The organism is Croceitalea sp. P059 (assembly GCF_031846365.1).
GTDB classification, from domain to species: domain Bacteria; phylum Bacteroidota; class Bacteroidia; order Flavobacteriales; family Flavobacteriaceae; genus Croceitalea; species Croceitalea vernalis.
On record NZ_JAVRHW010000003.1, the window covers coordinates 244,590 to 266,114 of the forward strand.

The 21,525-nt window shown below is 35.6% G+C and carries 17 protein-coding genes and 2 tRNA genes; 13 read left to right on the forward strand and 6 right to left on the reverse strand.

Annotated features, from left to right (window positions below):
- Positions 1–24: 24 nt before the first annotated feature.
- The 4 genes from rho to RM542_RS11275 all read left to right on the forward strand — a co-directional run bounded on the left by rho (position 25) and on the right by RM542_RS11275 (position 7,079).
- Complete coding sequence (gene rho / locus RM542_RS11260; protein ID WP_311385849.1) at positions 25–1,599, forward strand: transcription termination factor Rho; 1,575 nt, start codon at positions 25–27, stop codon at positions 1,597–1,599.
- A gap of 174 nt (positions 1,600–1,773) precedes the next feature.
- Positions 1,774–2,670: a hypothetical protein gene (locus tag RM542_RS11265; RefSeq protein ID WP_311385850.1), complete on the forward strand. Its 897-nt coding sequence runs from the start codon at positions 1,774–1,776 to the stop codon at positions 2,668–2,670.
- A gap of 129 nt (positions 2,671–2,799) precedes the next feature.
- Positions 2,800–3,390: a hypothetical protein gene (locus tag RM542_RS11270; RefSeq protein ID WP_311385851.1), complete on the forward strand. Its 591-nt coding sequence runs from the start codon at positions 2,800–2,802 to the stop codon at positions 3,388–3,390.
- A gap of 1,601 nt (positions 3,391–4,991) precedes the next feature.
- Positions 4,992–7,079: an LruC domain-containing protein gene (locus RM542_RS11275; RefSeq protein WP_311385852.1), complete on the forward strand. Its 2,088-nt coding sequence runs from the start codon at positions 4,992–4,994 to the stop codon at positions 7,077–7,079.
- A 54-nt stretch (positions 7,080–7,133) separates the two neighbouring features.
- Here RM542_RS11275 and rpsT read toward each other — a convergent pair whose 3' ends face one another.
- From rpsT to proS, 4 genes are all read right to left on the reverse strand, one after another.
- On the reverse strand, positions 7,134–7,385 hold the full coding sequence (gene rpsT, locus RM542_RS11280; RefSeq protein WP_311385853.1) for a 30S ribosomal protein S20: 252 nt from the start codon (positions 7,383–7,385) through the stop codon (positions 7,134–7,136).
- A 62-nt stretch (positions 7,386–7,447) separates the two neighbouring features.
- Positions 7,448–7,519, reverse strand: a tRNA-Glu gene (locus RM542_RS11285).
- A gap of 80 nt (positions 7,520–7,599) precedes the next feature.
- Positions 7,600–7,671, reverse strand: a tRNA-Glu gene (locus RM542_RS11290).
- 79 nt (positions 7,672–7,750) lie between these two features.
- Complete coding sequence (gene proS / locus RM542_RS11295) at positions 7,751–9,226, reverse strand: proline--tRNA ligase (protein WP_311385854.1); 1,476 nt, start codon at positions 9,224–9,226, stop codon at positions 7,751–7,753.
- A 95-nt stretch (positions 9,227–9,321) separates the two neighbouring features.
- On the opposite strand from proS, the gene RM542_RS11300 reads away from it, so the two are divergent.
- Together RM542_RS11300 and RM542_RS11305 are read left to right on the forward strand one after the other, a co-directional pair.
- The gene (locus tag RM542_RS11300; protein WP_311385855.1) at positions 9,322–10,653 is read left to right on the forward strand and encodes a hypothetical protein; all 1,332 of its coding nucleotides are present in this window, start codon (positions 9,322–9,324) and stop codon (positions 10,651–10,653) included.
- 35 nt (positions 10,654–10,688) lie between these two features.
- Positions 10,689–12,191, forward strand: a complete 1,503-nt coding sequence (locus tag RM542_RS11305; protein WP_311385856.1) for an outer membrane protein transport protein — start codon at positions 10,689–10,691, stop codon at positions 12,189–12,191.
- A 44-nt stretch (positions 12,192–12,235) separates the two neighbouring features.
- Here the strand turns inward: RM542_RS11305 and RM542_RS11310 are convergent, their stop codons facing one another.
- Both RM542_RS11310 and RM542_RS11315 read right to left on the reverse strand, forming a co-directional pair.
- Complete coding sequence (locus RM542_RS11310; RefSeq protein ID WP_311385857.1) at positions 12,236–13,684, reverse strand: T9SS type B sorting domain-containing protein; 1,449 nt, start codon at positions 13,682–13,684, stop codon at positions 12,236–12,238.
- A gap of 105 nt (positions 13,685–13,789) precedes the next feature.
- Positions 13,790–15,589 carry a T9SS type B sorting domain-containing protein gene (locus tag RM542_RS11315; protein ID WP_311385858.1) on the reverse strand — a complete coding sequence of 600 codons (1,800 nt, stop codon included), beginning with the start codon at positions 15,587–15,589 and terminating at the stop codon, positions 13,790–13,792.
- Between the two features lie 134 nt (positions 15,590–15,723).
- On the opposite strand from RM542_RS11315, the gene folE reads away from it, so the two are divergent.
- The 7 genes from folE (at position 15,724) to RM542_RS11350 (ending at position 21,521) form a co-directional block, all read left to right on the forward strand.
- The gene (gene folE, locus RM542_RS11320; protein ID WP_311385859.1) at positions 15,724–16,404 is read left to right on the forward strand and encodes a GTP cyclohydrolase I FolE; all 681 of its coding nucleotides are present in this window, start codon (positions 15,724–15,726) and stop codon (positions 16,402–16,404) included.
- The gene (gene cysS, locus RM542_RS11325) at positions 16,404–17,888 is read left to right on the forward strand and encodes a cysteine--tRNA ligase (protein WP_311385860.1); all 1,485 of its coding nucleotides are present in this window, start codon (positions 16,404–16,406) and stop codon (positions 17,886–17,888) included. The genes folE and cysS overlap by 1 nt, the downstream gene beginning before the upstream one ends.
- Positions 17,889–17,948: 60 nt before the next feature.
- Positions 17,949–18,170, forward strand: a complete 222-nt coding sequence (yidD, locus tag RM542_RS11330; protein WP_311385861.1) for a membrane protein insertion efficiency factor YidD — start codon at positions 17,949–17,951, stop codon at positions 18,168–18,170.
- Between the two features lie 132 nt (positions 18,171–18,302).
- On the forward strand, positions 18,303–19,244 hold the full coding sequence (lgt, locus tag RM542_RS11335) for a prolipoprotein diacylglyceryl transferase (RefSeq protein WP_311385862.1): 942 nt from the start codon (positions 18,303–18,305) through the stop codon (positions 19,242–19,244).
- Positions 19,244–19,732 (forward strand): DUF192 domain-containing protein, encoded by a 489-nt coding sequence (locus tag RM542_RS11340; protein WP_311385863.1) that lies wholly within the window; start codon positions 19,244–19,246, stop codon positions 19,730–19,732. Before lgt ends, RM542_RS11340 begins: the two co-directional genes overlap by 1 nt.
- Positions 19,733–20,266 (forward strand): GNAT family N-acetyltransferase, encoded by a 534-nt coding sequence (locus RM542_RS11345; protein WP_311385864.1) that lies wholly within the window; start codon positions 19,733–19,735, stop codon positions 20,264–20,266.
- 25 nt (positions 20,267–20,291) lie between these two features.
- Positions 20,292–21,521, forward strand: coding sequence for an ATP-binding cassette domain-containing protein (locus RM542_RS11350; RefSeq protein WP_311385865.1), 1,230 nt, complete (start codon positions 20,292–20,294; stop codon positions 21,519–21,521).
- The last annotated feature ends 4 nt before the right edge of the window (positions 21,522–21,525 follow it).

Sequence of the window (21,525 nt, forward strand, 5' to 3'; positions counted from 1 at the left end):
CAAGTCTAACTTATTGATTACTTAATGTTCGAGATTTCAGATCTAAAAGCAAAAAAGCTTCCTGAGCTACAGGAAATAGCAAAAGGATTAAACATTCCTAAATTTAAGACCACCAAAAAACTGGATTTGGTCTATCAAATTCTTGATGTTCAAGCATCAAACCCAAAAGCGGTAGCATCCACTGTAACTAAGGCCCCTGTGCAAACAGAAGAAAAGCCAAAAAGAGCAAGAGCTCCTCGCAAAGAAGTTAAAAAGCCAGAAGCTGAAAAACCAGCTGCTCCGGCTACTGAGGAAAAGGTTATCCCTCAAAAAAATAATAATGGCCAACCTCAGAAAAGAGAGCCTAGAAAACCAAATCCTCAGCAGAAAAACCATAACCAAAAGAGGGACCAACGCAAACCAAATCCGCGTCCGCATCAAGACAAAAAGAACAACAACTTTGATAAAGATTTAAAGAACAGGTATAAAGAACCTGAATTTGAATTTGACAGTATTATTGCTAGTGAAGGTGTTCTTGACATTATGCAAGACGGATATGGGTTCTTGAGATCATCAGATTACAACTACTTATCATCACCTGACGATATTTATGTATCACAATCTCAAATACGTTTGTTTGGCTTAAAAACCGGTGATACCGTTCTTGGTAACGTGCGCCCACCAAAAGAAGGAGAAAAGTATTTTCCTTTAATTAAGGTGAACAAAATAAACGGTATTGACCCACAGGTAGTTCGTGATAGAGTTTCATTTGAACACTTAACACCACTTTTTCCTAAAGAAAAATTTAATTTGGCCGAACGCCAAAGCACAATATCAACCAGAATTATTGATTTGTTCTCACCAATAGGTAAAGGGCAACGTGGTATGATTGTATCACAACCAAAAACTGGTAAAACAATGTTACTTAAAGACATTGCAAACGGTATAGCAGCCAATCACCCCGAGGTGTACCAAATCATTTTATTGATTGATGAACGCCCAGAAGAGGTTACTGATATGCAGCGTAATGTGCGTGGTGAGGTAGTTGCCTCTACTTTTGATAAAGAGGCTACCGAACATGTTCGTGTTGCTAATATTGTTTTAGAAAAAGCAAAACGTTTGGTCGAATGTGGCCATGATGTTGTTATCCTTTTAGATTCTATAACACGTTTAGCAAGAGCATATAATACAGTGCAACCAGCTTCAGGTAAGGTATTATCTGGTGGTGTTGATGCTAATGCATTACATAAGCCTAAACGTTTCTTTGGTGCAGCTCGTAACATTGAAAATGGAGGGTCTTTATCCATTATTGCTACAGCATTGACAGAAACAGGTTCAAAAATGGATGAGGTTATTTTTGAAGAATTTAAAGGTACCGGTAATATGGAGCTTCAATTAGATCGTAAAATTTCTAACAGAAGAATATTCCCTGCAATTGACTTAACGTCTTCAAGCACGCGTAGAGACGATTTATTACTAGATGAATCGACTATTCAGCGTATGTGGATCATGCGCAAGTATCTTGCAGATATGAACCCAGTTGAAGCTATGGAGTTTATAGAGCAACGCTTTAAACAAACTAAAAACAACGAAGAATTTTTAATGACCATGAATCAATAGGTCGACAAAAATATCTCACTAACATCAAAAACCCCAATGGAATACCATTGGGGTTTTTTGGTAAATATATTGCTTTCACTTTTTTAATAACATTGATTTCATTTTAAAAATGAAGTTTTTTCTTACCTTAAAGGGATATTTTAAGATACATTATTAACCCTTTAATTCTACAAAATGAAAAGACACGTTTTGAACAGTGCAGCTGATGTTTTTGTGCTTCAAAGTAGCGCAAACAAACAAGTTGCCCTACCACAAAAGTCCATTGACATTGAAATGGCCAAAGTCTACTACAACAACTTCTACAACACAAGGCTTGCCAATGGCATTCAAAATCAAACCAAGGCTACATGGTTTGAACTTGATGGGCTCAAAAACTATTTCAATAATGTAATAGAACTATGTGCTAACAGGGACATAGAAATCACAAGGTTTGCTTTTTTATTGGGGGCTACAAAAAAAGGTAATCGAACGGTTTTAATAGCTCCTGTCACCTATGACGAAAAACTTGATCTTCAAAGGGCATTCTCTTTGGACAATGACAATATAACCTATCTATACCGCTTCCCGGGTGAAGACCATAGTGATGTTCAAAACTTTAAAGGGCTCCACTCTACATCACAAAGCTTGGTTCTCTCGAGTTCAGGTATGGTATCAAGTGCCAAGGCCATTGAGCTTTATAACAATTACCATGATACAATATTGGCCCCAAACAGCGATAAGTTAGCTTCTGATAGCAGGTTTGTTTATTACGAAAAAGGGGAGTTTGAAAACTATATTTCATTCTTGTGCGAACAAGCTCAGGAAAACAACATTGGCATCTCGGGCATCAATGCCATTTTTGGTGCAAAGAACGATTATGAGAGTGAAGGCATGTTTGCTAATCTGGTAACCTTGTTTTTTGCCCCAACTGTAGAAGGGTCAAAAACCGCAGTGATCACCTCTTTCGATGCTCCCAAAGAAAACGTACTTGACCTTAGAAATGATAGATGGGACAGCACCAAAGAAAAAGCCTTGATAACCACAATGTTTAATAGAGGGAGTGGTGCCCCTCCACCGTATCATTGGGATTGATATTAAATCTGGCGTAAATCAAACCCCAATGGTAGCTACCGTTGGGGTTTTTTGTTAAATGTGTTGAAATAAAAAGCATATCTTTAGCGAAGATTCCCCCAGCTATTGTAATCTTTTAACACTTTATGTATGAAAAACACTAACAAATTATTCTGGTCATTTTTGGGGTTAACAGTTATACTGACATCATGCCAAGAACAGCCAAAAAAAGAAAACCCTGCGGCCATTGCCGCGGAAGCCGAACAAGTTATTTACGAAGCTCCTAAACAAATCATCTCTCTTGAAGAAGCGGATTCTTTATACGTTAATTATGAAGACCGAAGGGCAACAAACATTGTTGAAATGGAGGCGAAATATCAAGAAGATGAAAAACCTTTTGTACCCACACAGTTTGTTTCTTTTGATATTGAAACTATTAAAGAATATATCAATTATGCAGAACAAGAAGCAAAAACAGGAGGCACTTCAATTGATAGTTTGAGAATTTATTTAGGAAATTATGGTAATAAAAAAGGGGTTGACAATAGACATAACACAGTGTTTTTTGTCCCAGCAGCTAAGGTTAAATCTGGATTTGGAGGTATTTATATTGCTGAAGACGGGCAAGCAAAATTAATCAGTGATTATTTTAAAGGAGAAGAAGAAGAAACAGTTAATTCTGGAACTAGTCTTATTTTAAATTTTGGTAACTGTTGTCCACCAAAAAATGGGGACTTTTAAAAAATGACTGAAGAGCTCATTCAATTTCTAAAACATAATTATTTTATTATCGTTTATGGAATTACTTGGATTGTCTCCGTTATCTACTATAAAAAGTATTTTGACACTCCGATAAGGTTTTTTCCTATGATAATTGCTTATACATTTTTGAATGAGCTCTTAGGTTATATAATTGGCACATCAAAAGAATTCGTGTTTTTTAATAAATATGAATATTCTAACGACATTCTATACAACATTTACAGTTTGATTTTCTTTCCTTACTTCTATTATATTTATTGGAAGTTGGTTAAATCATTAAAAAGAAAAAAACTAATTAAATTTTTAGCCCTTTCTTTTTTACCTTTTTTTGTCTTTAACTGTTTTTTTCAAAACCCTCTAATTCAAGTTCTAATCTTTGCCGTGGTTTTTGCTTCTTTTATTCTCGTTGTGATAATATCGATATATCTTAAGGAAATAAAAGAATTTGAAATTAAATGGGAGTTTCAAAAATACAATCTAATGACATGGATTTCATTTGGACTGCTCTCTTTTTACTTTTTCTTTCCTCTAATTTTTCTTATCAATTTTTTCGATTCTTATTTTTGGTTTAAATATGATCTAGGGACACTTCAAAAAATACTAATTATTATAATGTATTTACTTTTTTGCATCGGTTTCTATTTAAGTAAAAGAAGAGCATTTCGTTAAATTTATTTAGTGATAGAATTTTTAAAATCAGGTTATACGATTGTTCTCTATCTGGTCATTCTTATAGTGGCAATTGTTAACTATCGCCAATATTTTGATACCGCATTAAAATACTTTCCTATTTATATTGCTTATACCTTCTTTACGGAATTGCTTGGCTACTTTATTATAACCTACGAACATTTTAGCTTTTTTTCCGATTTGGCATATTCCTGGCATAATGTTGGTATTTACAATTTGTATAGTGTAATCATGCTAAGCTTTTTTAGTTGGGTATATTATCGTGTACTTAAAAAACATGCACACAAAACACTGGTACGTTGGGGAAGCTTCATTGTACTGAGCACCTATTTAATTAGTTGTTTTTTTCAAAACCCCTTGCATACTGGTCTATTTTACTCAAAGGCCTTGGCATCTTTTTTTTTGATACTGCTCGTTCTACTCTATTTCAAAGAAAAAAGAATTCAAAGCACGAGATTTTTCAATAAAAGAAACCTGATGCTTTGGGTAAGTTTAAGTTTACTCATATTTCATCTATTTTTTCCTTTCTTATATGTTATTGGCTTTTTAAAACCCGAGATTTGGATTGAATACCATTTTAGAGCTATTCTAAAAATATTAATTGTGATCTCGTATTCCTTCTTTCTAATTGGTCTTGTTCTAGGCCGTCGTAAAGCTTTCCATTAAATTCCAGTTCACATCAGATTTCTTTAACTACACAACATTTCGGTGCAGTTCATCGGATATTTATATCTTTTTGTAGTCTTTTTCGTTCATTTGTTAGAGTTTTTATGTTCGAACCAATTATCGATAGATTTTGGCCTTACATCTAAACTTACCCTTGTTCCAAATATTACAACACCTACTTGCCCTCCAAAAAAATGATATTTGGGGGCTCAAATTTTAAAGCTATGAATACAAAAAGCATTTTTAGATTCCTTTTTATTCCTGTTTTTCTGCTTACCATACAGTCGTGTGTTAAGGACACACTCACTGAAACTGTAAGTCCAGAAGAAGAAAACGTTGTTGAAGAAGAGGAAGAATCATCAACGAATGACATCACTAATTTACAGATACCAGAAGGTTTTGAGTTTGAAACCTCAGAAACGGTAACTGTTACTATAAACGATAATGCTTCAAATGCCATCTATACGGTTTATGCCTACGACGATAGACAATACAATATTGAAGAGGTTGATATTATCAATGATGAAGGACAGGCCGATACTGCAGTAACTTTTGAATCTGATGAACTCAATCAAATTTTATTTAAAGGAAGGCCGGTAAATGGTGTTTTAGAACAAACTATCATGTCACCGTCTTACTATTCACAGGTATATATTCGCCGAAAAGAAGGCAATATGTTTACTTCTCAAATAGTCGATATTCAAAATGGGGCTGCTAACTATATATTTTCAGATGCCACCAACAAAATAAGGCAGGCCGAAATAGCAAGCTTTAAACACAAAATCACTCAAAGTAGAATGGGTGCTAAAAATGTTGAGATTGACACTTTATTTGCTGTTAATGGATCAGGGCAATTATTTTCAATAAACCCACTCAATGGTAGTTTAAAAGAACTAGCTGCTATGCCTATGGGAAGTTATACCGCAGCCATTGATCATGCCAACATGTATTTATATTCTATTGGAAAAAATAATGGAAACCCATTAATGCGTTATGATATGATTAATGATGCGTGGACAACTATTTCCAATCTTGGTATGGGAGGTCCACGTTTGGCGTTTAATGACAATGACGGTCTATTATATTTTTCGAGTGGTGCTAGGGTTTACTCAATTGATCCATCAAACGCTTCAGTACTATCTACATGGGACATCAACAACCTTGATGTTACCGGTGGAGGTGATTTGGCCTTTGCAGCGGATGGCACGATATTCTTAAGTAGTTTCGGAGGCTTATATCGTTTAGATTTAGATAACAACAATATTTATCAAGCTACGCGCATAAGCTCAGATAACTTGCCTTTTAATCCTACCTCAATGACCTTTGATTCTAATAACGAGCTTTGGTTAGCGGCAAACGGTTCAAATTCTGATTTGATTATTATGGATACCGTAACCGGTGGATGGGAATATGTTTATGGTCCTAACTCCGATTCTGGTGTTAGTCTAGGACGTACGGTAAATGATTTAACAACGTATACCGTCACCACTGATACCGAAGATCCCGATACAGATGGCGATGGTATACCGGATAGTGATGATGAATATCCTGATGACGCCGACAAAGCTTTTGAAACGTTTACGCCCAGTAAATATGGCTGGGGTACTTTAGCTTTTGAAGACTTATGGCCATACTTAGGAGATTATGACTTTAACGATACGGCAGTAAATTACAGATTTGTAGCTATTCAGAATGCATTAAATGAAGTAGTTCAATTAGATATTTTCTTTGAAGTTACCTCTGACGGGGCTGGTTTCACTAATGGTATGGGTATCGAATTAGAAAGTATAGCACCTAACCAAATCGAGTCGGTTATTGGTAACGTTCTAACAGAAAATTACATTAATGTTGCAGCCAACGGTACTGAAGAAGGACAAAGTAGAGCGGTAATCATACTATTTGACAATAATGAAACCATGCTTGGTCTACCTTCAGAGGTTAACGTTAAATTCACCACACCAATAACCACTGCACAATTGGGTATCGCACCTTTTAATGCCTTTTTAATCATTAATAAAGAAAGAGGAAGAGAAATTCACTTACCTAATAGGTTACGCACAAGCCTAGGCCTTAATACCGTAGATGTTGAAGGTGTAAATCAAGATCCTGATGGCAATTATCAAACAGATTCGAGATTACCTTGGGCTATTAACATCATGCATAACTTTAAAGTACCTAAAGAGCGTGTACCAGTGAATCAGGCCTATAATTTTTTCAATAATTGGGCATCATCAGGAGGAGATAGTTACTCTGATTGGTATAAAGACAACCCTGGTTATCGAAACACCTCCAATATTAAAACAGAACAGTAAAACTAAAAAAGCCCTTCAATGAAGGGCTTTTTTTTATATGATAAATGACCAATACTACAACGTAGCCACTTTAGTCATTAATTTGCTTTTCAAGTTAGAAGCTTTGTTTGGGTGAATGATATTTCGCTTAGCAAGCTTATCAATCATACTAACAACTGAAGGCAACATAGTTTCAGCAGCTTTTTTATCCTCTTCACCACGCAATTTTCTAATCGCGTTACGAACAGTTTTATGTTGGTATCTGTTACGTAAACGTACTGCCTCGTTTCTTCTAATTCTCTTTAATGCCGACTTATGATTTGCCATTACTTTATTTTAAAATTAAAAGTTGAATCTTTTGATTCAACATTTTTATGTTTTTATTGTTGTAGCCCGTAGGGGAATCGAACCCCTGTTACCAGGATGAAAACCTGGCGTCCTAACCCCTAGACGAACGGGCCATGAACTAAATATTCAAAATATCTATGTCACACTGTAAACTCAGTATAACACTTTATTTTCAATATTTAAATGAACTTCGTAGCCCGTAGGGGAATCGAACCCCTGTTACCAGGATGAAAACCTGGCGTCCTAACCCCTAGACGAACGGGCCTTAGGGTCGCATAATTGCGGATGCAAAAATACAACTATTTTTAAGTATTGCAAGGCCTAATTATGATTTTTTAGTTCTACTAATATGCTTTGGCAAAAAGTACTCTAAATGAAGAAGGTTTACCAGTGACCATACACCGCCCCTCTTCTTCAATAACATCAATAGGAATACAGCGTATTGTGGCTTTTGTTTCTGTTTTGATTCTATCTTCAGTTTCCGTGGTTCCGTCCCAATGTGCGGCAATAAATCCTCCTTTTTCTTCTAAAACCTGCTTGAATTCATCATAACTATCGACGTTCGTGATATGCGACTCTTGATAGGTTTTGGCTTTACTATAAATATTGGTTTGAATATCTTCTAAAAGCGTAGTGATTTTTTCAACCGCATCACCAGATGTAATAGTTTCTTTTTCTAAAGTATCTCTTCGCGCTATTTCAAACGTGTCGTTTTCTAAATCACGTTGGCCAACGGCAAGTCTAACAGGTACTCCTTTTAATTCATACTCATTAAACTTAAAACCAGGTTTATGCGTATCACGATTATCATACTTAACCGAGATACCTTTAGAACGCAGTTCTTTCACTAAGGGATTAACCTTTTCAGTGATAGCATCAAGTTGTTCTTCTCCTTTATAAATAGGCACAATAACCACTTGAATTGGCGCTAATTTTGGAGGCAGTACTAAACCATTATCGTCACTATGCGTCATAATCAGAGCACCCATTAACCGTGTTGAAACACCCCATGAAGTAGCCCAAACATGATCTTGTTTTCCTTCTTTATTTGCAAATTTTACATCAAAAGCTTTCGCAAAATTTTGACCCAAAAAGTGTGATGTACCAGCTTGTAAAGCTTTACCATCTTGCATTAATGCTTCAATACAATAGGTTTCAACCGCACCAGCAAAACGTTCACTTTCCGTTTTTGTCCCCTTAATCACGGGCACTGCCATATGGTTTTCAGCAAAATCAGCGTAAAGATGCATGATCATATCGGCTTCTTCAATAGCTTCTTTTTCAGTTGCGTGAGCTGTATGCCCCTCTTGCCATAAAAACTCAGCTGTTCTTAAAAACAAACGCGTACGCATTTCCCAACGAACGACATTTGCCCACTGGTTTATTAAAAGTGGTAAATCACGATAAGATTGAATCCATTTACGATAAGTATCCCAAATAATAGTTTCTGAGGTTGGTCTAACAATTAGTTCCTCTTCAAGTTTAGCATCTTCATCAACTACGATACCACTTCCGTCTTCTGCATTTTTAAGTCTATAATGCGTAACTACAGCGCATTCTTTAGCAAAGCCTTCCACGTGACTGGCTTCTTTACTTAAGTATGATTTTGGTATAAACAAAGGGAAATAAGCATTTTGATGTCCTGTATCTTTAAACATCTTGTCAAGACCAGCCTGCATCTTCTCCCATATCGCAAAACCGTATGGCTTTATTACCATACAACCTCTTACACCTGAATTTTCGGCTAAATCTGCCTTAACAACAAGTTCATTATACCATTTAGAGTAATCTTCTGCTCTACTCGTTAATTTTTTTCCCATTAAATATAGTTTGGCACAAAACTTGTGACTTGATTAACAAAAATAGTGTGGTAAAACTAACTATTTTTCATATGTTCAACAATAAAAATAAAAAGATGCAACATTCGCTACTCCACCAAAAATTTCAGTCTGTCGTTTTATTACCCTTAATGGCAATCATAATGGTATCATGTGGCTCATACCAACAAGCTTCTTATTACGACGACGATGGAATTTATTCTAATGGTAACCAAACAGTTGCTGTTGAGAAAAAGTCGGCTGAAGCTGTAAAAACAACACAGCTAGAAAATAATATTTATGGTGATTATTTTGGAGAAAAAGCTAATGAGTACGACGAAATACTAGAATCAGAAATCTTTACTGATGTAGATGGGTATTATAGTGGAGTACAAAACGACACTATTCCATTAGGAGAACAAACAGATTATTTAGCATATAACAATACGTATGAGGGCAACCCCGGTTGGGGAGACAATCCTACGAATTTAAGCATCAACGTTTACGGCGGTAATAATTGGGGATGGAATGATCCTTGGTTATGGGGCGGTGGCTTGGGTTGGGGTTGGAACAACCCATGGAGATGGAATCGCTTTGGTTGGGGCGGCGCTTACGGCTGGGGCTGGGGCGGTGGCTTCGGTTGGGGTTGGAATAATGCTTGGGGCTGGAATGGTGGTTACGGCTGGAATAATTGGGGCTATGCTGGTTACGGATGGAATAGACCTTATTATGGAGGATATTATAATAATAACGTAGCCTACAATAGAACAAGAAGAGCATCTTCAAGAAATACATTCGCATCAAATGCATTAAGAGGCAGATCTAATGTTCTTAATGATTCAAGAACAAGTACCTCTAGACTTCGCTCAAATAGTGGTCGTTCAAATATTAGTCGCTCAAGTGCGACTTCTAGAAGTGCAGCTACCAGAAGCTCTAGAACTTATCAAGGTAGAACTAGAACAACTGGCAGATCAATTAATGCCGATGCAATTGCACGAAATCGCAGTTATCGCACCAGTAGAAGTACTCGAGCAGTACCTAATTACAATCGTTCTTCACGCAGTAGTCAAGCAAGTCGCTCAACTACTCCAAGAACTAGTGGTTATAGTAGTGGAACAAGAACTAGTAGAAGTTCAATTGGGACTCGAAGTACTCGAGGATACCAGTCTTCAACACGTTCTGTACCTAGAACTAGTACTTATAGTCGTTCTTCTTCAAGAAGCTCAGGTTCTTACAGAAGCTCTGGCTCAAGATCATCAAGTAGAAGTTCTGGTTATAGAAGTTCTGGAAGCAGCTCAAGAAGCAGCGGTAGCTATAGAAGTTCAGGAGGTAGCTCTAGAAGTTCAGGTAGCGTAAGAAGTTCTGGTGGTTCAAGCAGATCATCTGGAAGTAGATCTTCAGGTGGAAGAAGTAGTGGACGACGAAACTAATTCCAAATTCATTTATAATAATTAAAGAACACAAAATGAGAAGCATTTTAACTTTCATAATGGGTATGGTATGTTTAATTGCGACAGCCCAAAATATCAATGATGTGGTCAGATTTGGCACTGAAAACCTTCAAGGTACCGCACGTTATCAAGCAATGTCAGGAGCTTTTGGAGCTTTAGGAGGAGATTTATCTTCATTAAATGTTAATCCGGCGGGTTCGGCTGTTTTTAATTACAGTCAATTCGGCATTAGTGGAACAAACTATAATAGAAATAACGATGCCACTTATGGCAGCAGTACGCAAAACACCGATTTAAATTCTTTAGAATTCAATCAAGTGGGTGGAGTTTTTGTTTTTAAATCGCCAAACTCTCCCTGGAAAAAAATTGCTCTTGCCCTTAATTACGATTTGGTTCAAAATTTTGACAATGAGTTTTTTGCCTCAGGTAATACGGACCAAGGGATTGACAATTATTTTCTAAACTTTGCTCAAGGGGTTCCTTTTGGTGATTTACTATTAGGGTCAAATGAATTTTTGGAAGAAGGTTACCTTCGAATCGGTGCACAACAAGGTTTTGCGGACCAACAGGCATTTCTAGGATATTTTGGAGGAGTTATCAATCCAACGGATGATACTAATAACGCCAATACAAGTTATGTTTCCAACGCACAATACTCAAATGTCAATCAACAATATCGTCAAAGTACCAGTGGTTATAATAGTAAGTTTACAGCAAATTTAGCCGGTCAATATCAAAACAATTTATACCTAGGCGCTTCCTTAAACTTTCATACCATCTTTTATGATAAGGTTAGCTTTTTTGATGAAACAGGTTATGACACCGGCTCACCTATCCAGAACACCACATTTGATAACTTTTTACATACCGAAGGCACTGGCTTCTCGTTTAGCCTAGGCGCAATTGCCAAGTTGAACGATAATATAAGAGTTGGTGGAAGTTATCAATCACCAACATGGTATAACTTAACAGACGATACCTCACAAAGAATAAATTCAGAGCTCGCAGATAATGATATTAACTTTATAGATTTCAATATTGTAAATCTTTTTGAGGCATATCGCATACAAATACCCTCCAAGCTTACAGGTAGTCTAGCCGTCGTTTTTGGTAAAGACGGTCTTTTGAGTTTTGACTACGGGTATCAAGATATGTCTCGGGCTGAATTACGACCAGACTCTGATCCGAGCTTTGCTGCTGAAAATGATTTTATTGCAAATCAACTTGGCGATGTTAACACTTATAGAATAGGTGGTGAATATCGGATTGACCGCGTTAGCCTCAGAGGTGGATATCGCTTTGAAGAAAGTCCCTATGAAACTGAAGGAATTATTGGTGACTTAGAAGGTTATTCAGGTGGTATAGGATATGATTTTGGAGGCAGTAAATTGGATTTAGCCGTGAACAGAACCGAACAAGAGGTGAGTGAACTACTGTTTGACAGCGGTATTGTAAATTCCGCATTAGTTGATAGAATTAATACGAATGTTACCTTATCGTATACTTTAAAATTCTAAAAAGAAAATAGCAAGAATAGGTCAACTGAAAAGTTGGCCTTTTTTTATCGTACAAGTGAAAAGTGATTTCTAACTGTCTTGGCAACTATTGCGGTTTGTTCATCTCTCTCATATTCAATTCTAAACCAATAATCGGAAGAAGGTAAATCAGTACCATTAAAGGTACCGTCCCAGCCTAGCGTAGTTTCATCCAATTGTTTTAATAATTTTCCATAACGATCAAAAATAAATATTGAAGGATCTATCAACTGATTAATTCCTAAAACATTCCAATTATCATGAATTCCATCTCCATTAGGGGTGAAGAATTTAGGGTAGCCAACAACGACAAACTCTATAGGCTCAGTTGCTCCACAACCGTTTTTATCATTAATAATTACTGTGTTGATTCCTGGGGGCACATCAAGAAAAATGGGGTCGTCTTGAAAATCACCACCATTTATTGCGTACTCGTATGACCCATCACCGTCAACTACGATTTCAACATTATAAGAATCTGGATCATCTGAAGTAATTAAATCTTCAAGAACTATAACTTCTTGTAAAACGGGAACAGCAAAAAATGTAATTAAAATACCACCATTATCAATAACCGTTGGTGGTGTACCAGATGCAGTGGTAATGGTAACGAAATATCTACCAGAATTTGGGCTAGTAACCACCAATTCAGAACCAAAAACTCCTGTTCCAGTTAAAATATCATCAATAGTTCCATCATCATCATAATCAACACTCCATTCAATATTTGCAATATCAGAACCAGCCGGCGAATTTAATGCAGTTAATACGATATCTGGATCACCTTCACAGGCAATAATATCTAAACCCAAAAACTCATCGCGTAAAGTACAATCTAGTGCGGTATCTTGATTGGCATTTACAGATGTTCCAGTAAAAGTAAGTTCAAATGATTCTGCATCCCCGTCAAAGTTTGTATTAAAATTATTGATGAGCAGATAATAAATTTCACCTGCAACAACATCAATGTATTCATCGTAAGTGTTTTGACTACCCGTAACATTCGGAGCCCCAATTTGACCATTATCAGGATTAATACCAATTCCTGTAAAATCTGTGTCATTTACTTCATAGTTACAACGTATTGGCTGTGCTGTTCCATCACTTATTCCAGCACAATCTGAATCTGGTCCATAAAGAGCAAAGTCCCATTCTGAGGTTACAATTCCGCCAGGTGTAACTGGTAAGGCCTCGATATTAAAACCAATTTGACCATCTGTTCCTGCTCTAAACACATACCATGAGGTGTTATTTTCAATGTTAGCAGAAGATACACTGCCTTTCTCTAAACATCCTGTTTGCCGTATAACATCTGGGTCAAAATCGTCAATATCTCCATTACCGTCTGCAGTACCCATAATTGGGGCATCTGCACAAACCGGTATGGCTGTTCTACAGTCTGGAGCGTTTTGTGCCTGTAAACTAAAAATGGCACAGAAAAAGAAAAGATTGATAGCACAAAATAGTGTTCGCATAGAATTTGGGGCTATTCTTATTTAAATATATAACTTAGGTAAAGACTATTTAGTATACGCCGGGTGAAAAATCGTTGAAATACATCAATTAGTTTAAAAACAACACTAACGTCTTAATGAAAAGTGGTTTTCTATAAATTTTGCATTTATTCTATTTCCATTATCATCGATAAAAGATAGTTGAAACCAATAATCCGACCCTGGTAGTGGCTCGCCATTGTGAGTACCATCCCAATCATTACTGGAATTATTAAGGGTTTTCAATGCTTTTCCATAACGGTCAAAAATGGAAACAACAGGGTCATTTAAATGTTCAATGCCCATTAAATTCCAATTATCATTTACCCCATCCCCATTAGGTGTAAAATAAGGTAGGTAGCCTATTACCGCAATTTCTTCTATAATAGTTGCGCAACCTTGTAAATCTCGCATATAAATGGTGTGATTCCCAGGTAAAACACCTTCAAAAACTGGACTACTCTGATAGGGTTCGTCGTCAATTCTAAATTCAAAATCTCCTAACGCGTTAGGCACAATTTCAACCGTATTCTCAATGCTAAAATCACTGAATAGAACCTCCAAAATCTCAGGTAGCTCGGTCTCAATTACAGTAAAGGTTTGTGTACGTACGCAAAAGACATTTGCTAAAGATGAGGTTGCAGTCAAAATATACTGTCCTGGTTGTGAAACATTTAATTCTGGTGTTGTTTCGCCTGTATTCCATGAATATTCAAACTCGATACTTGGAATACTTTCACCAATCGTAACAAATGAACTTAAATCGCAAAGGTAAATCTCTTCATCAGTCCCTAGCATAGGGGTTATCAATGTATTTAGCTCAAAACTAGCAGTGGCATCAAAGCAATTCGGATTTTGCACAGAAGCTATTCGAGCGAAAATCGTTTGTATTCCTGGCGTAGTAATCAATTGTTTTGGCAATTCATTTACACCCAAATCAGCATCTGCCTGAGATGAATAATAGCTAACTATGTAATCTGCTGAGTTTTGATTACCTAAAGCTTCATTATCCTTAGAAGTTAAATCAAAGCCAATCGAATTTTCGCAGGTAATCTCATCAATTATAGGATTGGTCGTCGGGGGCGATAAAAATGCTACTTGTACTTCACTAATTATCTGTTCTGTAGTTGTTACTACTAAAACACGATACATGGCACTTTGAGTAACCTGATAAGTTGCATTGTTTTCTCCGATTATCTCTTCAAAACCGCTACCAACATCTTGATACCAAACATAATTTGTTGCATTAGGGCTTGTGGCATCTAAAACAACAACCTCATTAGAACATGCCGCAATTGGTGGGCCTAACAAATTATTTATAATAGAACAATCTAAAGCATCATAAGGATTAGTTTCAAAAACATCACCTGAAAACTGAATTGAAAAACCTGAATTAACATCACTAAAATTGTTGATTAAAAGATAAAAATCTTGCCCAGGTTCAACCATTAACCATTCTCCATATTGCAAAGTAGAAGTATCACCAGTAGGGTCCTCCCCTATTCCTATAAAAGAATTTTCATCTCTATTATCAAAAAAATTACAGCGAATCGGTTCACCTAAGTTATTACAGTCCGCGGCTTGATAAAGAGCAAAATCCCAATCTTCAGACGAGTCATGACCGATGTTAAAACCTAATTGTCCCGCAGCATTTGCTCTAAAACGATACCAAGCAGAATTAGATTCTATTGCCCCAGTTGTAGTTGCTTCTAAACATCCACTTGATACTGCTCCATTAAAGTCATCAATACCGTAGCCAATGGTACCACCATTGATGGGAGTATTGTAGCATATCGGAATAGCATTAGAACATTCAGAAGAAATTTGTCCTAATGCGGCATGGTATGCCATGAGAAACAAAAAGAATATTATTACATGCCTAAGCATAAGTACTTGTTTGTTCGAGTATTGCTAAAATAAAATTGCCTTTCCCTTAACAATAATTTATGTTGCCAAAGCCGTTAATTCAGATGTTAAATAAACCATTAATGTATATCTTTGCGGTCCTTATCAAGCTTAAAATGAAAGTAGAACAGACTTTGGAAGAACAATATGAAGAACGGGGAGATGATCACGTTGGATCCTCTCAAGACACCCCAATGCGGAAAGATGCCTTTGAGCTAAGTGACACTGAGAAAATAAGTCATATTCAAGAAAATGTAAGGGAGATTATGCTAACCCTAGGATTAGATTTGGAAGATGACAGTTTAAAAGGAACTCCAAAAAGGGTTGCTAAAATGTATGTTAATGAAATTTTTGGAGGCTTACACCCAGACAGAAAACCGAAATCATCAACATTTGACAACAAATACAAGTATAATGAAATGCTTGTAGAAAAAAATATAACTCTTTATTCAACCTGTGAGCATCATTTATTGCCCATTGTTGGTAAGGCCCATGTTGCTTATATTTCAAATGGCACTGTAGTAGGTTTGTCAAAAATGAATCGGATAGTGGATTACTACGCAAAAAGACCACAAGTACAAGAACGCTTGAATATTCAAATTGTAAAAGAGTTACAAGAAGTTCTAGGCACTGAAGATGTTGCTTGTGTTATTGATGCTAAACATCTTTGTGTAAACTCTCGAGGTATTCGCGATATTGAAAGTAGCACAGTAACCGCCGAATATGGTGGTAAATTCAAAGAAGAAACGCTTAGGCGTGAATTTTTAGATTATATCAATCTTGACACCGAATTTTAATGCAATTATTTAAGAGCCAAGTCTTAAAAGTCTCCAATTCACTTTCAGGAAAAAAAGAAGTTTTTAAACCTATTAAAGAGGGATATGTTGGCATGTACGTTTGTGGTCCAACTGTTTATAGCAATGTTCATTTAGGCAATTGCAGGACTTTCATGTCTTTCGATATGATTTTTAGATACTTCAAACATCTTGGTTTCAAAGTACGATATGTTCGTAACATAACAGATGCGGGGCATTTGGTTGACGATGCCGATGATGGAGAAGATAAAATTGCTAAAAAGGCCAAACTAGAGCAGATTGAACCTATGGAGGTAGTTCAACGCTATACAGTAGATTTTCACGAAACACTTCAAAAGTTCAATTTTCTACCACCGAGCATTGAACCCACTGCTACTGGGCATATTATTGAGCAAATTGAAATCATTAAGCAAATAATAAAAAAAGACCTTGCATATGAAGTCAATGGTTCTGTTTATTTTGATGTCATCAAGTTCAACGAAAACCATGATTATGGAAAATTGAGTGGACGTAAACTCGAGGACATGATTGCTAACACTAGGTCTTTAACTGCACAAGACGACAAACGCAATCCTCAAGATTTTGCACTTTGGAAAAAAGCAGAACCACAGCATATTATGAGATGGCCCTCGCCTTGGGGCGATGGATTTCCAGGCTGGCATCTTGAGTGTACTGCGATGAGTACCAAATACTTGGGAGAAAATTTTGATATACATGGTGGTGGTATGGATTTGAAGTTTCCACACCATGAATGTGAAATAGCGCAAGCCGAAGCTAGTACAGGACATACTCCAGTAAATTATTGGTTACATGCCAATATGCTCACGCTTAACGGCAAAAAAATGTCAAAATCCACCGACAATAACATTTACCCTAACGAGATTTTTAGTGGTGATAATAAGATTTTGAGCAAAGCTTTTAATCCGTCAGTTGTGCGCTTTTTCATGATGCAGGCACATTACACTAGTATTCTAGACTTAAGCAATGATGCCTTACTTGCTTCTGAAAAAGGTTACTATCGCTTGATGGAAGCTTTAAAATCCTTGGAAGAACTTGAGACTAGTTCTAAAACTGATTTTGATATTAAACACTGGCAACAAGGTTGTTATGATGCCATGAATGATGATTTTAACACGCCAATATTAATAGCAAATTTATTTGAAGCAGTTAAGCACATCAATCTAATTAAAGAAAAAAAGGAAGGCATTTCTAAAGAAGACAAAACACTACTTAAAGGTATTTTACAGACCTTTATTTACGAGGTTTTAGGTCTTGAAAATCAGAATATAGTTGAAGGAAATTCGGGTACCCTTTCAGGAGTTGTTGAGCTTTTAATTGACTTAAGAAACAACGCACGTGCTAACAAAGATTTTGGCACTTCAGATAAAATTCGTGACGAATTATTAGCTTTAGGTGTTCAATTAAAAGATGGAAAAGAAGGGACTACTTTTAGTCTTAATTCATGACTATTAAACAGATTTTGGTCTGTTGTTCGATTCCCACGCAATTAATTAAAATAAAGTGAAGTGAAAAAAATACTGATAGCTCCTTTTGTTTTTTTAGTACGAGCTTATCAATTATTGATATCACCTTATACTCCGGCTACCTGTCGCTTCTCCCCTACTTGTTCCACTTACACTCTCAACGCTTTAAAAAAACATGGTCTTTTTAAAGGAGGGTGGCTCTCTTTAAAACGTATTATTAGCTGTAATCCATGGGGAGGAAAAGGTTATGATCCTGTACCATGAAAATTGATAATAAAATTTTATTTTATCATAAATCAAAGACATTTCATACTTGTAACAAACAAACTAAAATCTAAGGACTAAAATCAAAGCGGTCTAGCATCAAATTTTTATCTTAGCTCAAAATCAAATCATATGTATTTTTTAGGCTTTAACTGGAATCCCGATGACATTCTATTCAAGATTGGTTTTATTCAAATAAAATATTACAATCTATTATGGATTTTAGCCTTTGTAGCGGGGTGGTACATCATGAAACAAATTTTCAAAAAAGAGAACAAGTCACTTGAAAAGCTAGATTCTCTTTTCGTTTATGCCGTCGTCTCAATTATGTTAGGTGCTCGATTGGGCCACGTATTATTCTATCAATCAGAATTACTAACAACTGACCCCTTATCTGTATTATTACCAATTAGAACAGTACCTGAATTTGAATTTACAGGTTTTACTGGTCTAGCAAGTCATGGTGCTACAATTGCTGCTTTTATTGCTCTTTTTCTTTTTTCAAGAAAATATAAAGACATGAGTTTTTTATGGTTACTAGACCGTGTAGCAGTGGTAAGTACTATCGGATGTGCTTTTATCCGAATAGGAAACTTTTTTAACTCTGAAATCAATGGGAATATTGTTGATAAGTCTTTCGCTTTAGCTACACGTTTTATTCGAGATTCAGATGACATGCCATCCTATAGGGCTATGCAAATAACTAAAGAAAAAACTGCTAGTGCTGCTTATAAAGCTATTGAAAACAAACCTGAATTTTCACAAGTACTTGAGAGCATTCCATACCGTCATCCTGCACAACTTTATGAGGCTTTTTTATATGTGCTTTTATTTGGCATCATGTGGTTCACTTATTTAAAGACTAATAAATCTCAAAAATCTGGATTCTTGTTTGGCCTTTTCATGGTTGGTCTTTGGACCGCGCGATTCGTCGTGGAATATTTTAAAAAGAGTCAAGGTGGATTTGAAGAAACTTGGGGAACTTTTTCAACAGGACAATGGTTAAGCATTCCTATGATTTTGATTGGACTTTACTTTATGTTTAGACCTACTAATGAAGTTAGTACTAAATAATGAAACTCCTATCTAATTCAATTATCTGTATAGTATTTACCCTAGTTATTTTTGGCTGTAAAGAAAACTCAAAAACTGAAATAAAAACTTCTCCAGTAGAATTTACTAAAGAAGGTGAATTGCAAATTTTCAAATCACCTACGGATTCCCTTTTAGTTCAATTGGACATTGAATTTGCCAAAACCGAATATGAAACTCAAACAGGTTTAATGTACCGAGAATCTATGGCAGAAAAGCAAGGCATGCTTTTTATCTTTAAAGAACCCGCTGTACATTCATTTTATATGAAGAACACGCAAATTCCTTTAGATATTATTTATATCGATGAAAATCAAAACATAGCTAGTTTTCAAGAGCATACAGAACCATTTAATGAATCAGGTTTGTCATCAAAAGTACCTATTCAATATGTACTAGAAATCAATGCTGGTCTTTCAGAAAAGTGGCTTCTAGAAGTAGGTGATCGTATTACATATTCTGAAAACTAAATGAATAATTTCTTGTTAGAAGGTCAAGAAAGTCATCGATTACACTTTCGTAAAATTACACCTGCAGATTTTGAATCATGGCTTCCTTTTTATCATAACGCAAACTCGACAAAATACTGGGATGGCTTACCTAGCGACCCATTAATAGCTTGCCAGCAACAGTTTGATCGTATTTTTCAACGTTATGAAAACAATGAAGGAGGTATGAATGCACTAATATCCAAAAAAAACAATAAACTAATTGGTATTTGTGGACTACTGGTGCAACAAGTAGATGGTGAAAGAGAATTGGAAATAGGGTATTCTATATTACCAGAATATTGGTTAAAAGGATTTGCTTTTGAAGCAGCTAAAAAATGCAAACTTTTTGCTTTTGAAAAAGGCTATTCAAAAACTTTAATTTCCATAATACATATAGATAATATTCCTTCACAAAAAGTAGCGCTAAAAAATGGCATGCATCTAGATAAAGTGACCAGCTACAAAAACAATCCTGTTCATATTTACCGAATAGCTAATAAATTGGTTGAATAGTTACATTTGAGAAAGTTATAGAGTTTTGAAACACTACGCCATCCTTGTTGATAACACATCTAGAATTGAAAAGTTCATCACAAGATTTATCAATAAAAATCATGAGCAATTTAGTCTTCTGAATAATAAAAGAGGAGCTATCTTTTCAAGTTTTGAAATGGAACGTTTTATCAATCAAGAAGAAAAATACGGAATAAATAAACTAACAAGTTCTTCTCAGTCTTTAAAGTCTTTAAGTAGTGGAGAGCAAAAAAAGGCTTTATTACATCATATTTTAAATCAAAATCCTGAATACATAATACTTAATAATCCCTTCGATAATTTAGATATTCAAAGTCAAAAAGATTTGCGTGAAATACTACACAAAATCGCTGAAACAACTATTTTAATTCAATTAACTAATCGTTTGGAGGATTTACTTTCAATTCCTTCTGAATTTTTCACTTTTAAGAAAGCTGATTTAGTCCAATATAAAGATGAAGAAACCTTTATAAGTGCACATGAACAATTAAAGTCTAGAATTCAAAAAAGCATTCCACAACCTTTAAATTCCGTAGAAATAAATAGTAATGAGCTAGTTAAATTTAAAGAGGTTAGTGTTAGTTTCAATAACAAACCTGTTTTAAAACATATTAATTGGACGATTGAGAAGAGTGAATTTTGGCAACTTATAGGACCTAATGGCAGCGGAAAATCTACGCTCTTAAATATGATTAGTGGTGATAGTCATAAAGGTTATGGTCAAAATCTAAAATTATTTGGAATTAAAAAAGGAAGTGGTGAAAGTGTATGGGATATTAAGAAGCATATTGGCTATTTCACTCCTAGTCTAATCGATACCTTTAAAGGCAACTACAGTATTAAAAATATGGTCATTTCCGGCCTTTACGATTCCATCGGGCTTTATGTAAAACCTTCTGAAAATGAAAGTTGGATTGCTGAAGAATGGTTAAAAGTCATAGGCTTACTCCATAAAAAAGACATTTATTTTCAAAAACTTTCTATGGGTGAGAAAAGATTAGTAATGGCTGCTAGGGCAATGATTAAACACCCGCCATTACTTATTTTAGATGAACCAACTGTTGGGTTAGATGATTTCAATGCTAGTTTATTTACAAACCTTATTCATAAAATCTCCAAAGAAACAAACGTCGCAATTATTTATGTTTCTCATAGAAATGAAGCAGAAATCAATCCAGATTTTATTTATGAGCTTATTATGACTAAAGAGGGCTCTATTGGTCAAATAGTTTAAATTT

Bases quoted from the DNA above. Each gene is read 5' to 3' on its own strand.
- rho (WP_311385849.1), top strand. From the start codon at position 25: ATGTTCGAGATTTCAGATCTAAAAGCAAAAAAGCTTCCTGAGCTACAG.
- RM542_RS11265 (WP_311385850.1), top strand. From the start codon at position 1,774: ATGAAAAGACACGTTTTGAACAGTGCAGCTGATGTTTTTGTGCTTCAA.
- RM542_RS11270 (WP_311385851.1), top strand. From the start codon at position 2,800: ATGAAAAACACTAACAAATTATTCTGGTCATTTTTGGGGTTAACAGTT.
- RM542_RS11275 (WP_311385852.1), top strand. From the start codon at position 4,992: ATGAATACAAAAAGCATTTTTAGATTCCTTTTTATTCCTGTTTTTCTG.
- rpsT (WP_311385853.1), bottom strand. From the start codon at position 7,385: ATGGCAAATCATAAGTCGGCATTAAAGAGAATTAGAAGAAACGAGGCA.
- proS (WP_311385854.1), bottom strand. From the start codon at position 9,226: ATGGGAAAAAAATTAACGAGTAGAGCAGAAGATTACTCTAAATGGTAT.
- RM542_RS11300 (WP_311385855.1), top strand. From the start codon at position 9,322: ATGCAACATTCGCTACTCCACCAAAAATTTCAGTCTGTCGTTTTATTA.
- RM542_RS11305 (WP_311385856.1), top strand. From the start codon at position 10,689: ATGAGAAGCATTTTAACTTTCATAATGGGTATGGTATGTTTAATTGCG.
- RM542_RS11310 (WP_311385857.1), bottom strand. From the start codon at position 13,684: ATGCGAACACTATTTTGTGCTATCAATCTTTTCTTTTTCTGTGCCATT.
- RM542_RS11315 (WP_311385858.1), bottom strand. From the start codon at position 15,589: ATGCTTAGGCATGTAATAATATTCTTTTTGTTTCTCATGGCATACCAT.
- folE (WP_311385859.1), top strand. From the start codon at position 15,724: ATGAAAGTAGAACAGACTTTGGAAGAACAATATGAAGAACGGGGAGAT.
- cysS (WP_311385860.1), top strand. From the start codon at position 16,404: ATGCAATTATTTAAGAGCCAAGTCTTAAAAGTCTCCAATTCACTTTCA.
- lgt (WP_311385862.1), top strand. From the start codon at position 18,303: ATGTATTTTTTAGGCTTTAACTGGAATCCCGATGACATTCTATTCAAG.
- RM542_RS11340 (WP_311385863.1), top strand. From the start codon at position 19,244: ATGAAACTCCTATCTAATTCAATTATCTGTATAGTATTTACCCTAGTT.
- RM542_RS11345 (WP_311385864.1), top strand. From the start codon at position 19,733: ATGAATAATTTCTTGTTAGAAGGTCAAGAAAGTCATCGATTACACTTT.